The organism is Neobacillus sp. OS1-2 (assembly GCF_030915505.1).
Lineage (GTDB): Bacteria > Bacillota > Bacilli > Bacillales > Cytobacillaceae > Neobacillus.
In genome coordinates this window covers 1,461,069-1,474,120 of sequence record NZ_CP133265.1, presented here as the reverse complement: position 1 = coordinate 1,474,120, position 13,052 = coordinate 1,461,069, and the positions used below count along the sequence as shown (strand labels likewise).

8 protein-coding genes, 2 rRNA genes and 1 pseudogene are annotated in these 13,052 nt (G+C 45.4%); 6 read left to right on the top strand and 5 right to left on the bottom strand.

What is annotated here, in order from left to right; translation table 11 throughout:
* Window positions 1-125 precede the first annotated feature (125 nt).
* Both RCG19_RS07230 and rrf read left to right on the top strand, forming a co-directional pair.
* Window positions 126-3,063: ribosomal RNA gene (locus RCG19_RS07230) — 23S ribosomal RNA — on the top strand.
* A 79-nt stretch (window positions 3,064-3,142) separates the two neighbouring features.
* A 5S ribosomal RNA gene (gene rrf / locus RCG19_RS07225) occupies window positions 3,143-3,259 on the top strand.
* A 143-nt stretch (window positions 3,260-3,402) separates the two neighbouring features.
* On the opposite strand, the gene fetB is transcribed toward rrf, so the two are convergent.
* Window positions 3,403-4,158 (bottom strand): ABC transporter permease, encoded by a 756-nt coding sequence (fetB, locus tag RCG19_RS07220; RefSeq protein WP_166246795.1) that lies wholly within the window; start codon window positions 4,156-4,158, stop codon window positions 3,403-3,405.
* Window positions 4,155-4,886 carry an ABC transporter ATP-binding protein gene (locus RCG19_RS07215; RefSeq protein WP_308110270.1) on the bottom strand — a complete coding sequence of 244 codons (732 nt, stop codon included), beginning with the start codon at window positions 4,884-4,886 and terminating at the stop codon, window positions 4,155-4,157. The genes fetB and RCG19_RS07215 overlap by 4 nt, the downstream gene beginning before the upstream one ends.
* Window positions 4,887-5,226: 340 nt before the next feature.
* Here RCG19_RS07215 and RCG19_RS07210 point away from each other — a divergent pair, with 340 nt between their 5' ends.
* The 4 genes and pseudogenes from RCG19_RS07210 (at window position 5,227) to RCG19_RS07195 (ending at window position 10,541) form a co-directional block, all read left to right on the top strand.
* Window positions 5,227-5,946: a hypothetical protein gene (locus RCG19_RS07210; RefSeq protein ID WP_308110950.1), complete on the top strand. Its 720-nt coding sequence runs from the start codon at window positions 5,227-5,229 to the stop codon at window positions 5,944-5,946.
* Between the two features lie 199 nt (window positions 5,947-6,145).
* Window positions 6,146-6,607 (top strand): MarR family winged helix-turn-helix transcriptional regulator, encoded by a 462-nt coding sequence (locus tag RCG19_RS07205; protein ID WP_308110269.1) that lies wholly within the window; start codon window positions 6,146-6,148, stop codon window positions 6,605-6,607.
* Between the two features lie 2 nt (window positions 6,608-6,609).
* Window positions 6,610-9,731 (top strand): annotated as a pseudogene (locus RCG19_RS07200) (MMPL family transporter).
* A 300-nt stretch (window positions 9,732-10,031) separates the two neighbouring features.
* Window positions 10,032-10,541, top strand: coding sequence for a DoxX family protein (locus tag RCG19_RS07195; RefSeq protein ID WP_308110268.1), 510 nt, complete (start codon window positions 10,032-10,034; stop codon window positions 10,539-10,541).
* An 87-nt stretch (window positions 10,542-10,628) separates the two neighbouring features.
* Here RCG19_RS07195 and RCG19_RS07190 read toward each other — a convergent pair whose 3' ends face one another.
* Genes RCG19_RS07190 through RCG19_RS07180 form a run of 3 tightly spaced genes read right to left on the bottom strand, consistent with a single transcriptional unit; the run spans window position 10,629 to window position 13,051 of the window.
* Window positions 10,629-11,342 carry an ABC transporter ATP-binding protein gene (locus tag RCG19_RS07190; protein ID WP_308110267.1) on the bottom strand — a complete coding sequence of 238 codons (714 nt, stop codon included), beginning with the start codon at window positions 11,340-11,342 and terminating at the stop codon, window positions 10,629-10,631.
* The gene (locus tag RCG19_RS07185; protein ID WP_308110266.1) at window positions 11,335-12,108 is read right to left on the bottom strand and encodes an ABC transporter ATP-binding protein; all 774 of its coding nucleotides are present in this window, start codon (window positions 12,106-12,108) and stop codon (window positions 11,335-11,337) included. Before RCG19_RS07185 ends, RCG19_RS07190 begins: the two co-directional genes overlap by 8 nt.
* Complete coding sequence (locus tag RCG19_RS07180; protein WP_308110948.1) at window positions 12,080-13,051, bottom strand: branched-chain amino acid ABC transporter permease; 972 nt, start codon at window positions 13,049-13,051, stop codon at window positions 12,080-12,082. Before RCG19_RS07180 ends, RCG19_RS07185 begins: the two co-directional genes overlap by 29 nt.
* Window position 13,052: the final 1 nt, after the last annotated feature.

The following is a 13,052-nucleotide window of genomic DNA, read 5'->3' as shown; positions in this document are numbered from 1 at the left end:
TGAGAGTGCAATTCTCTCAAAAATTCGTTCTTTGAAAACTAGATAATCGTAAGAAGAAGCAAAGTAAACATCGAGTAATCGCCATTTTAGTTTTCTCTCTATTTAATAGAGAAACAAACCTTTTAGGTTAAGTTAGAAAGGGCGCACGGTGAATGCCTTGGCACTAGGAGCCGATGAAGGACGGGACTAACACCGATATGCTTCGGGGAGCTGTAAGTAAGCTTTGATCCGGAGATTTCCGAATGGGGGAACCCACTGTTCGTAATGGAACAGTATCTTTACCTGAATACATAGGGTATAGAAGGCATACCCGGGGAACTGAAACATCTAAGTACCCGGAGGAAGAGAAAGCAAACGCGATTCCCTGAGTAGCGGCGAGCGAAACGGGACATAGCCCAAACCAAGAGGCTTGCCTCTTGGGGTTGTAGGACACTCAACATGGAGTTACAAAGGAACGGGGTAAATGAAGCGACCTGGAAAGGTCAGCCAGAGAAGGTAAAAGCCCTGTAGTTGAAACTTCGTTCCCTCCTGAGTGGATCCTGAGTACGGCCGGACACGAGAAATCCGGTCGGAAGCAGGGAGGACCATCTCCCAAGGCTAAATACTCCCTAGTGACCGATAGTGAACCAGTACCGTGAGGGAAAGGTGAAAAGCACCCCGGAAGGGGAGTGAAATAGTTCCTGAAACCGTGTGCCTACAAGTAGTCAGAGCCCGTTTATGGGTGATGGCGTGCCTTTTGTAGAATGAACCGGCGAGTTACGATTACATGCAAGGTTAAGTTGAAGAGACGGAGCCGCAGCGAAAGCGAGTCTGAATAGGGCGAATTTAGTATGTAGTCGTAGACCCGAAACCAGGTGATCTACCCATGTCCAGGGTGAAGTCCAGGTAACACTGGATGGAGGCCCGAACCCACGCACGTTGAAAAGTGCGGGGATGAGGTGTGGGTAGCGGAGAAATTCCAATCGAACTTGGAGATAGCTGGTTCTCTCCGAAATAGCTTTAGGGCTAGCCTCACGTAGTAAGAGTCTTGGAGGTAGAGCACTGTTTGGACTAGGGGCCCTCATCGGGTTACCGAATTCAGACAAACTCCGAATGCCAAAGACTTATCCGTGGGAGTCAGACTGCGAGTGATAAGATCCGTAGTCAAAAGGGAAACAGCCCAGACCACCAGCTAAGGTCCCAAAGTATACGTTAAGTGGAAAAGGATGTGGAGTTGCTTAGACAACCAGGATGTTGGCTTAGAAGCAGCCACCATTTAAAGAGTGCGTAATAGCTCACTGGTCGAGTGACTCTGCGCCGAAAATGTACCGGGGCTAAACGTATCACCGAAGCTGTGGATTGACACCAGAAGGTGTCAGTGGTAGGAGAGCGTTCTAAGGGCGTTGAAGCTAGACCGTAAGGACTGGTGGAGCGCTTAGAAGTGAGAATGCCGGTATGAGTAGCGAAAGATGAGTGAGAATCTCATCCACCGAATGCCTAAGGTTTCCTGAGGAAGGCTCGTCCGCTCAGGGTTAGTCGGGACCTAAGCCGAGGCCGAAAGGCGTAGGCGATGGACAACAGGTTGATATTCCTGTACCACCTCTTTATCGTTTGAGTGATGGGGGGACGCAGGAGGATAGGGTAAGCGCACTGTTGGATACGTGCGTGTAAGCAGTTAGAGCGAGAAGTAGGAAAATCCGCTTCTCACAACGCTTGAGCTGTGATGCCGAGGGAAATATAGTACCGAAGTTCCTGATTCCACACTGCCAAGAAAAGCCTCTAGCGAGATAAAAGGTGCCCGTACCGCAAACCGACACAGGTAGGCGAGGAGAGAATCCTAAGGTGAGCGAGAGAACTCTCGTTAAGGAACTCGGCAAAATGACCCCGTAACTTCGGGAGAAGGGGTGCTCTTTAGGGTTCATAGCCCTGAAGAGCCGCAGTGAATAGGCCCAGGCGACTGTTTAGCAAAAACACAGGTCTCTGCGAAGCCGCAAGGCGAAGTATAGGGGCTGACGCCTGCCCGGTGCTGGAAGGTTAAGAGGAGGGGTTAGCTCACGCGAAGCTCTGAATCGAAGCCCCAGTAAACGGCGGCCGTAACTATAACGGTCCTAAGGTAGCGAAATTCCTTGTCGGGTAAGTTCCGACCCGCACGAAAGGCGTAACGATCTGGGCACTGTCTCAACGAGAGACTCGGTGAAATTATAGTACCTGTGAAGATGCAGGTTACCCGCGACAGGACGGAAAGACCCCGTGGAGCTTTACTGTAGCCTGATATTGAATTTTGGTACAGCTTGTACAGGATAGGTAGGAGCCTGAGAAACCGGAGCGCTAGCTTCGGTGGAGGCGTCGGTGGGATACTACCCTGGCTGTATTGAAATTCTAACCCGCACCCCTTATCGGGGTGGGAGACAGTGTCAGGTGGGCAGTTTGACTGGGGCGGTCGCCTCCTAAAGAGTAACGGAGGCGCCCAAAGGTTCCCTCAGAATGGTTGGAAATCATTCGTAGAGTGTAAAGGCACAAGGGAGCTTGACTGCGAGACCTACAAGTCGAGCAGGGACGAAAGTCGGGCTTAGTGATCCGGTGGTTCCGCATGGAAGGGCCATCGCTCAACGGATAAAAGCTACCCCGGGGATAACAGGCTTATCTCCCCCAAGAGTCCACATCGACGGGGAGGTTTGGCACCTCGATGTCGGCTCATCGCATCCTGGGGCTGTAGTCGGTCCCAAGGGTTGGGCTGTTCGCCCATTAAAGCGGTACGCGAGCTGGGTTCAGAACGTCGTGAGACAGTTCGGTCCCTATCCGTCGTGGGCGCAGGAAATTTGAGAGGAGCTGTCCTTAGTACGAGAGGACCGGGATGGACGCACCGCTGGTGTACCAGTTGTTCTGCCAAGGGCATCGCTGGGTAGCTATGTGCGGACGGGATAAGTGCTGAAAGCATCTAAGCATGAAGCCCCCCTCAAGATGAGATTTCCCATAGCTCTAAGCTAGTAAGAACCCTGAAAGATGATCAGGTTGATAGGTCAGAGGTGGAAGCGTGGCGACACGTGGAGCTGACTGATACTAATCGTTCGAGGACTTATCCTAAATAATAAGAAAACTCGTTTTTACAAAAACTTCTTCTGCATTATCTAGTTTTGAGAGAACGATCTCTCAATTAAATTAGTCTGGTAACAATGGCGAGAAGGTCACACCCGTTCCCATACCGAACACGGAAGTTAAGCTTCTCAGCGCCGATGGTAGTTGGGGCATGCGCCCCTGTGAGAGTAGGACGTTGCCAGGCACATGAAAAGGACAATCACTGTGATTGTCCTTTTTTATATGCAAAAAAATACGGTTGATAAATAAAAAACCATGGCATCGATTGGCTACCATTAACAAGATATTTTAGAAGCAAAGGCTCCCGATCAATGGGTTTGAAACTGTCTATCGCCGCGCCCGTAACAGCTGCATCCTTTGGTTAAACAATGATGGATAGGATAAGGTCCCGATCATGATGCTTGTGACGGATGCAGTGGTTAAAAGCAAGAATAAAATAAGCAATTGGAATTGCACGGCTTGAATCGGATCGGCCCCGCCGATGATTTGGCCACTCATCATGCCGGGGAGCTGGACGAGCCCAATGGTTTTTTGGCTTTCAATGGTCGGAATCATGCTCGCTTTAATGGAGGTGATCAGTTGGTTACGGATGGCCTGTTTTGGTGTTCCCCCAAGGGACAGAATGAGTTCGGTTTCGTCTTGCCGTGATTCAATCTCTGCAGAAAAACGATTAAGGAACAAAATGGCGAGAATCATCGAGTTGCCAATGACCATACCGCTGATGGGGATAATATATTGCGCCGCCCACGGCGTAATGTGAAAGCCTAGTATAATCCCTTGCGTCAGTACCTCTATAAAAATTAAGGTAATTGCTACTTTCCAGGTGATGCCTTGGATCACACTTCCTTTTTTTCTCGCATTTTGCGTGGCAGCGCCAATCATGACTCCCACCATCAGCAGAATATAGAGAGGGCTATCCGCTTCGAAAACAAATTTGAGAATATAGCCGACCGCAAATAGCTGGATAATGGAACGGATGGTAGCGATCAACGTGTCTTTTTCGAGCCCCAAATGTAGTGTTTTCGATAGAAAAAGCGGGATCAGGACGAAAATAAGCGCGATAGCTAGTGCCAGATAACTCATTGTCCTTCTCCTTTCACAAACCGTTTTACTTTTTCATTTACCGGCGCATCAAGCAACATGCTTTCCCCCGTTTCAATCACTTTCCCATCCATCATCACCCAGGTGTACTCGCCAATTGTCAGCGCCTGTTCCAAATTGTGCGTAATCCAGATGATGGTCGTGTTGAATTTTCGATTAATTTTTACAATCAATGCTTCGATTTCCTTCTGGGATGCCGGGTCGAGTGAAGAGGTGATTTCATCGAGCAAAATAATCCGGGGACGATTCACAAGTGTGCGGGCAATCGAAACCTTTTGCCTTTGACCGCCGGATAGCTCTTTACTATTCCGGTGCAAAAACGTGGCATCAAGACCTACTTGGACCAACAGCTCCCGGGCCTCATCCTCCGCTAGTTGTTTCCCTTGCAGTTCCATGGGGAGTGCCAGGTTTTTGAACACACTTCCACTGACCATTGGGGCACTTTGTAGCGCCATTCCCACGTATCGCCGCAATTTGACAGGGTCATAGCTGTCGATGTTTTGGTCTTTTATAAAAATTTCACCTGAATCAGGCGACAGCAGCCCGTTGCATAGTTTAAGCAGTGTTGTTTTTCCGGCTCCTGATGGCCCAACCAAAGTGGTAATTTTACCCTCAGGAAACGATCCGGTAATTTCTTCTAAAATGGGCCGATTGTAGGCGGAATAATGTACATTCCGAAAATGAACAGCCGGTGTATAATCCGCAGACATCAATTTCACTTCTTTCCATTTTCCTCTTGGGAATGAATTATATCATAGTACACAATGGAATCGAATGAAATATAAGGGACCTTCCCAAATTTAGCTGAATTTTCTTATGAAACTTTTTAAGCTACACAATTTCTCAATTCTTTCATGGATGGTCCAGGTATGTTGTGTGCCCATCGTCCATGTTGCGCGTGTCACGATTTTACGAAAGCCCTCATAGGATACGTGAGTGAGAATTTCGAGAAAAAGGGGGAGGCGTATGGGCATATATGGTTTCATAAACGAAATGGTTCATCCTCATAATGGGTGGTCCCATTTTTCCTACAGGCAGGAACCGTGGGGGATGCTTCGCACATCAACACACCAAAATGTGGCGACCATTGTAGCGGCCAAGAATGGAGATATTGATGGGGATGGAGTCATCGACCATGTTTTTTTGACGGCCAATCAAACGCCCGACAGTCCTTTTTGGCAACATATCACGCTGGTTGTTCAGAATGGAAGAACGAAACGGCAACAACATATCCCTTTAAAAAATAACACCGGATACCATCCCACACTCTTTCTTGGTGATTTGACCGGTAATAAGGCTGATGATATTTTAATCGTGATTGATACCGGTGGCAGTGGCGGCGCTATTTATGCAGATGTATTTTCATTTATGAACGGTCAATTCCAACGGATCCTTGATTCCGATCACTTTAATGAAACCTATCAATACGATGTAAACTATGAAAATCAATACAAGGCAGCCGTGATTAGTCATCGTCTAAAAGAAAAATATCTTCTGGATTTAACATATAAGGGAAGGACCTACTTAGCTGAAATCTATGACTCTACTGGCAGGTTGAAGGCACCGATCCAAGGATGGGTAAATCCTTTGTCGGGAGTATATCCGGTTGATTTCAATCGGGATGGTGTGTATGAACTTGTAACCTATCAGCGAATCGCCGGGAGGTATAATGCCGATGGGCTCGGTATTGTCCAAACGGTATTAAAATGGAATGGGCATATTTTTGATCATGATCGGCAAAATGTGGCGATATTTGGGGGAACTATATAAAGATAAACAAGAGGGATTCGTGATGAATTCCTCTCTTTAATTTTTCTAGCAGGTTTGCCAGCCGCTCCTTTCTATGTTTTGGCAGTATATTCAGTGGCTTTTATTAATCACTTCATACTATTGACAAGCAACTAGGCATATATTAATCTAAAAAAGGAAAATAGTTCAATTGATTAACTATTAGCGAGGTGAACAATCTATGGAAAATACGGCTATCAAGGAATTAGTTGATCAGTATATTAATCTGACATTCTCGATTGAGAAAAATACTGCGCAATTGGTCAAATGTCAAATCGGAAGCGATTTAACAAATGATCAGCATTACATACTTAGGTATATCAACCAGAAGGAAGAATGTACATCTTCAGAGCTGGCCGAGGTATTTCATGTTAAAAAGAGTGCGATTACGGCTATGATTGAACGATTGTGGAAAAAAGGGTTCATTCAGCGGACGCGTGATGAAAATGATCGGCGCGTGGTCTACCTGACGTTAACAGCGGTAGGGCAGGAATTATTTCATGAAACAGAATTAGGTATTAATCAGCTTGTCGGATCGTTAATCAAGCAATTTGATCAGGAAGAGATCGAAACGTTTATGAAAACATATGAAAAGTTGAATCGAATCATTTTGGCAACCAAAGAAGAGAGGTTGGGGGAATAACGGTGAAAGCAATTATTAAGGGGAAATGGTTTGTTTTACTTGCTTGGATTGTCGTGGCGGTTAGTTTGTTTTTAGTCGCTCCAAACATGGCGGACCTTGTGAAGGAAAAAGGGGATATTAAAGTTCCTGAGGGCTATTCATCGGCATTAGCCGGACAAATTATGGATGAAGTCCAGGGACAGAAGAATGTGGGGGATACGGCAACCGTTGCGCTTGTTTTTCACAGCGATAAAAAGCTGACAAAACAGGAATTTTCCGAAGCGGAACGCGCCATTCGCGAGCTCGAAGCGGCTAAAAAGAAGCTCGGTATTACCGAGATTTTAACCCACTTTAACGAACCAAATTTAAAGGATCAACTTGTATCTGACGACGGAAAAACAATAATGGTATCCATTAAGCATACCTGGAATAAGAAGTTAACGGATAAAGAACTGCGTGAGCTTTTTTATAAAACGACTGATGATGTGAAAGTTGAGCATTATTACACAGGCAGCTGGCTGATTAGTGAAGCCTTAATGACCAGCTCACAGGAAGGCTTGAAAAAAACAGAGGGAATTACGGTCGTTTTCATTTTGGGCGTATTACTGCTTGTCTTCCGTTCGGTCATTGCTCCGTTCATTCCGTTAATTACGGTCGGGTTCACCTATTTGACGTCCCAATCGATTGTCGCCTTTTTGGTTGATAAACTCGACTTTCCGATTTCCAGCTACACGCAGATTTTCCTGGTGGCTGTATTATTCGGAATCGGAACGGATTATTGTATTTTACTCTTAAGCCGGTTTAAAGAGGAGTTAGCTGACCAGGAGTCGATTACGGATGCGATCGTGGCGACGTATAAAAATGCCGGCCGCACCGTGTTCTTTAGCGGGGTTGCCGTCATGATTGGTTTTGCCGCGATTGGTTTCTCACAATTTCAATTGTATCAATCAGCAGCAGCCGTCGCTGTCGGTGTCGCGATACTGCTGATTGCCCTGTTCACAATTGTGCCGTTTTTCATGGCGGTACTTGGTTTGAAAATATACTGGCCATCGAAAAAGACAGCGGAGCATGGGGAAAGCAAGCTGTGGGGGGAGCGGGGAAATTCTCACTTGCTAGACCCTTCATTGCCTTGTTAATTGTTGCTGCCGTTTGCGTGCCTTTTCTCGTCACGTACGATGGGACATTATCCTTTAACTCACTTGAAGAGGTAAGTGAAGATATTCCGGCGATAAAAGGATTCAATGCCATTGCCGAAAGTTTCAGTCCCGGCGAGGCAATGTCTACACAGGTCGTGATTAAGAATGATGAAAAAATGGATTCTCTGGAATACTTGAATATAGTTGAAGCTCTTTCACAGGATCTGGAAAAGGTCAATTTAGTCGATAAGGTTCGTTCGGCAACAAGACCTGTTGGTGAGCCGATTGAAGATTTGTATGTGTCAAAACAAGCGGCAACATTGGCGGAAGGACTTGGGGAAGGGAAGGATGGCGTGGTTAAAATCAGCGATGGTTTGCATCAGGCTGAAAGTGAACTAGCCAAATCTTCTCCGCAATTAAAAACGGCGACCGATGGGATTGGCTCATTGGTGTCAGGCACCAATGAGTTGAAATCAGGTCTCGTTGAAATTCAAAGCAATTTGGCGAAGATTGAGAATGGAATTCGTCAAGGATCAGCGGGTTCTACCCAAATAAAGGCTGGCTTGGCTCAGGCTAAAGCTGGGGCAGAGGAGTTACTGGGTCATCATCGGGCACTTTTAAAAGGCTACCAAGATGTTGGCGCCAATCTCACTACTTTAAACACAGGCTATCTGCAAATTGGCGGCGGCTTAGCGGGGATTTCTGCTAATCTTGAGCAAATTACAAATGATGATTTTTCAAAAATAGAATTGGAATATCAAGGGATTACAAATTCCCCTGAATATGGAAAAATAAAAGGCACTGTTTCAGGGGTTAAGGGTCCGCTGGCTGAACTGTCTACCAATCTATCAAAGTTAAATGCCGGCCTTGCGCCGCTAACAGAAGGGTTGAATACCGCAACGTCCAATTATAAAAAAGTGGTGGAGGGCCAAGCGGGCATCGGAGCAGGCCTGCAAGCGTTAATCGATGGGATTGCCCAGCAGCAGGCAGGGTTTGATCAATTAGCAAATGGGCAAGGACAGATTGTTGACAACTTCCCGAAAGTAACGAATGGGTTAACGGAAATTAATAAGGGACAGCAGCAATTACTAGACGGATTCGGCGGTTTAGGCGACCAAATGTCCACATTAACGGATGGTCTTGGTCAAAGTGCTGATGGCCTCGACCAAATTTCTGATGGCTTAGCGTCTGCCCAAGATTACGTGTCCGGTTTGTCGGTCAGCTCGGCGTTTTATTTACCGGAGGAGATGCTGGAAAGTAAGGATTTCGCCCAAGTTCTTGATACTTATTTTTCACCAGACCGTAAAGTCATGACGATGGATGTTGTTTTTAAAGAAAGTCCTTACTCAAATGAGGCGATTGATCAAGTCAAGGCCATTAAGTCGACGATTAAACAGGCAACCAAAGGAACAAAGTTAGAAAATGCCGTTGTCGCGGTTGGCGGAATCACCAGTACCAATGCTGACCTGCAAACGATGTCCAATCAGGACTATACCCGGACGGTTATTTACATGCTCATCGGCATCTCGATTATCTTAATTTTCTTATTCCGTTCGATTATTATGCCGGTGTATTTGATTGGTTCGTTAGTTCTTACGTACTATACCGCCATGTCGATTAATGAGGTCATCTTTATGAAGATTCTTCACTATACAGGCATCAGCTGGGCGGTTCCGTTCTTTGCCTTTATCATCTTGATGGCACTTGGCATTGACTATAGTATTTTCCTTATGGATCGTTTTAACGAGTATAAAGAATTAACGGTACGTGATGCGATGCTGATGGCCATGAAAAAAATGGGGACCGTCATCATCTCTGCGGCGATTATTCTCGGCGGGACCTTTGCGGCAATGATGCCATCAGGAATGCTATCCCTGTTGCAGATTGCTTCGATCATCTTAACTGGGCTCTTGCTCTACGCCTTCGTCATCTTACCACTGTTTGTTCCAGTTATGGTCAAAACCTTTGGCGAAGCAAACTGGTGGCCGTTTAGAAGGCCGACAAATTAATATCGTCCTCGTCACAGGAAGATGGACCAGTCTCAGCCCTTATCGTGGGTGGAGGCTGGTTTTTTTTGTTTGCACGAGGAACTACATATCAAATTTTGACACTTTTCAAGGTAGATCTTTAATGTGATTTGTATGTTGAGTTAACGGTAGTTCACAATTACTTCAAGACTTTGTTGCGAATTTGTGAAAAGTATCACAAACACCTTTCTTACCTTTGGAAAGGTGATAATATATAAGTGTAGTCAGAAACAAACAAGATTTTGTAAAAACTTATATTAATCCTAAGGGAGATGGAGTACCATGTTAAATCTTTTAAGAAAAAATACTATTGTCGCCGGGATTTTAGCTATCATTCGTGTTTATATAGGCTATGAATTTTTACATGCAGGTTATGGGAAATTAACAAGTGGCGGATTTGATGCAAGTGGATTCTTAAAAGGAGCGATCGCTTCTAGCACAGGTGAACACCCAGCAGTTCAAGGCTGGTGGGCAAAATTCTTAGAACAGGTTGCCTTGCCAAACGCGGATTTATTTTCTTTCTTAGTGCAATGGGGCGAGGTATTAGTCGGAATTGCCTTAATCCTAGGTCTTCTAACGAACTTTGCGACCCTAATGGGGATGGTCATGAATTTCTCTTTCTTGTTCAGTGGCACCGTGAGCACAAACGGACAAATGATTCTTTTAGCCTTCTTCGTCTTAGTTGCCGGAGCAAATGCTGGTAAATTCGGTGTAGACCGATTTGTAATGCCCTATGTACGTAGGAACTTTGCAGCTAAAGGTCACCAAAAACAAGGCACGAATGCTGCGTAATGACAAAAAATGAGCGGAACTTTTCGTTCCCGCTCATTTTTTTGTGCCGCTATCCGAAGTGAAGCGGAAGAACCGTCCTCTGCTTCATCAGGCACCAGATTTTCTTCCAAGATAGGCTTCCACAATTTTGGGGTCTTCTAATAAATTCTGTGCCGGGCCATGGATAATAACTTTTCCGGTCTCTAGCACGTAGCCATAATCAGCGATCTTTAACGCCTGCTTCGCATTTTGTTCAACGACAAGCACTGTGGTTCCAGCATCTCTAATTTCTTTAATAATCTTAAAGATATCCGCCACAATCAAAGGAGCGAGTCCCATCGAAGGCTCGTCAAGCAGCAGTAGTTTAGGCTTTGACAGCAATGCCCGAGCAATCGCAAGCATTTGCTGCTGTCCTCCTGAAAGCGTGCCGCCAAGCTGAGCTTTCCTTTCCCGCAAGATCGGAAACCTCTCCATCACTGCTTCGATATCCTTTCCAATTTCCTTATCATTACGCTGGTAAGCACCCATTTCCAGGTTTTCCAACACCGTCATGCCTGATAAAATTGCCCGGCCTTCCGGAACTAAAGAGACTCCTCTTTGCACAAGCTGATCCGGCCTAAGCCCGGTTATATTTTCCCCTAAAAATTCGACGGTACCGTTTTTAGGCTTCAGCAACCCAGCGATCGTTTTCATGGTAGTCGTTTTACCGGCCCCGTTTGCACCGAGAATGGCCACAATTTTCCCTTGTTCCACTTCAAGGCTGACCCCTTTTAGCGCCTGGATTTTTCCGTAAAAGGTCTCGATTCCAGAAACTTTAAGCAATCTCCTCATCCCCCTCTGAACCGAGGTAGGCTTCAATCACCATCTGGTTGTTTTGAATTTCTTCAGGCGTGCCCTCAGCCAATTTTCTACCAAAGTTTAAAACGGTCATTTTATCACACAGCTTCATGACAAGTGGCATGTCATGTTCAATTAATAGGGTGGTAATGCCTCGTTCTTGAACCTTCTTAATTAAAAAAAACAATTCATCGGTTTCGGATTCATTCATCCCGGCGGCGGGTTCATCTAATAATAATAGTTTAGGGTCGCTGGCTAAAGCCCGTGCAATTTCCAGTCTTCTTTGCTGCCCGTAAGCTAAGTTTTCAGAAATTGTCTCATCGTATTCAGATAAGCCCACTAATTCTAGAAGTTCCCTTGCCTTTACACGTAACTTTTCTTCTTCTGTACGCTGCGATTTTGTCCCAAAGACCCCGCTAAAAACGCCAGATTTGCTACGGGAATGCCCGCCGACCAATACATTTTCCATAGCTGTCATTTGTGAGAAAAGGCGAATGTTTTGAAAGGTTCGGCAGATGCCCTTATTTGTAATCTTATACGGTTTAAGCCCGGTAATTTGTTCATCCAAAAAGGTAATTTCACCCGATGTCGGAGGGAACATATTTGTAATCATATTAAACATGGTCGTTTTTCCAGCTCCGTTTGGGCCGATGAGCCCATAGATTTCCCCTTCCTTGATGGAAAAAGAAACATCGGTTAAAGCAGAGATGCCGCCGAAATTCTTAGAGATGTTTTGAATGTTTAGAACCATGGTTACTCCTCCTTTTTCGCAGCTGTACCTTCTGTAAAAGGGGAACATCAATAATTCCCTGCGGGCGGAAGGCCATCATTAATACTAAAACAACCCCGTAAATCATATAACGATATTCGCTGATAAATCGTAGGACCTCTGGCATCAACGTCATAAAGGTTGCTCCGAAAATAGAGCCCCAGATGACATCACTGCCACCGAATACCGCGAAAATAAGAATATCAACCGCGCGATGATAAGAGAAATCAGCCGGACTGATATATCCCATGATATGGGCAAATAATGCCCCTGCAAAGCCTGCGAAAACGGCACCTTGCGCAAAAGATAAAACTTTGTAATACGTGATATTAATTCCCATTGCCTCGGCTGCTTTTTCATCCATTTTGATAGCTGCAAAAGCCCGGCCAACACGAGATTTGTTTAGTCTAATCAAGAACCAGATAAGAAAAATAGTAATAAGTATCAATAGAATCAGGACCATTAAATAAACAAATTGATTGTTTTTTAGACCGATAGAAAGGGGACTGAATCCAGCATCCCTAGAAAACGTAAGCAATTCTCTACCAATTTGGGGAATACCTGAAAGACCAACTGCCCCTTTGGTAACTGACTCCCAATTGATGAGGAATACCCTTATGACTTCCCCGAAGCCAAGTGTTGCAATGGCTAGATAAACCCCCGTTAGCCTAAGGGAGGGAATACCGATGAGAATACCGATCAGCCCGGCAACCACTGCCCCTGCAATGATGCCTACGACAATCGGCAAATCATAGTTAATGGTGAGTATCGCTGATGTGTAGGCGCCTATTCCCATAAACCCGGCAGACCCTAGTGAAAGCTGTCCGGAAGATAGGGTAATATAAATACTTAAGCCTAGAATAATGTTAATCATGATAAAAGATCCAACTTGAAGGTAGTATGGATTTATAAAATCTCCAAGCATA

Bases quoted from the DNA above. Each gene is read 5' to 3' on its own strand.
- fetB (WP_166246795.1), bottom strand. From the start codon at position 4,158: ATGAGTTATCTGGCACTAGCTATCGCGCTTATTTTCGTCCTGATCCCG.
- RCG19_RS07215 (WP_308110270.1), bottom strand. From the start codon at position 4,886: ATGTCTGCGGATTATACACCGGCTGTTCATTTTCGGAATGTACATTAT.
- RCG19_RS07210 (WP_308110950.1), top strand. From the start codon at position 5,227: ATGCTTCGCACATCAACACACCAAAATGTGGCGACCATTGTAGCGGCC.
- RCG19_RS07205 (WP_308110269.1), top strand. From the start codon at position 6,146: ATGGAAAATACGGCTATCAAGGAATTAGTTGATCAGTATATTAATCTG.
- RCG19_RS07195 (WP_308110268.1), top strand. From the start codon at position 10,032: ATGTTAAATCTTTTAAGAAAAAATACTATTGTCGCCGGGATTTTAGCT.
- RCG19_RS07185 (WP_308110266.1), bottom strand. From the start codon at position 12,108: ATGGTTCTAAACATTCAAAACATCTCTAAGAATTTCGGCGGCATCTCT.
- RCG19_RS07180 (WP_308110948.1), bottom strand. From the start codon at position 13,051: ATGCTTGGAGATTTTATAAATCCATACTACCTTCAAGTTGGATCTTTT.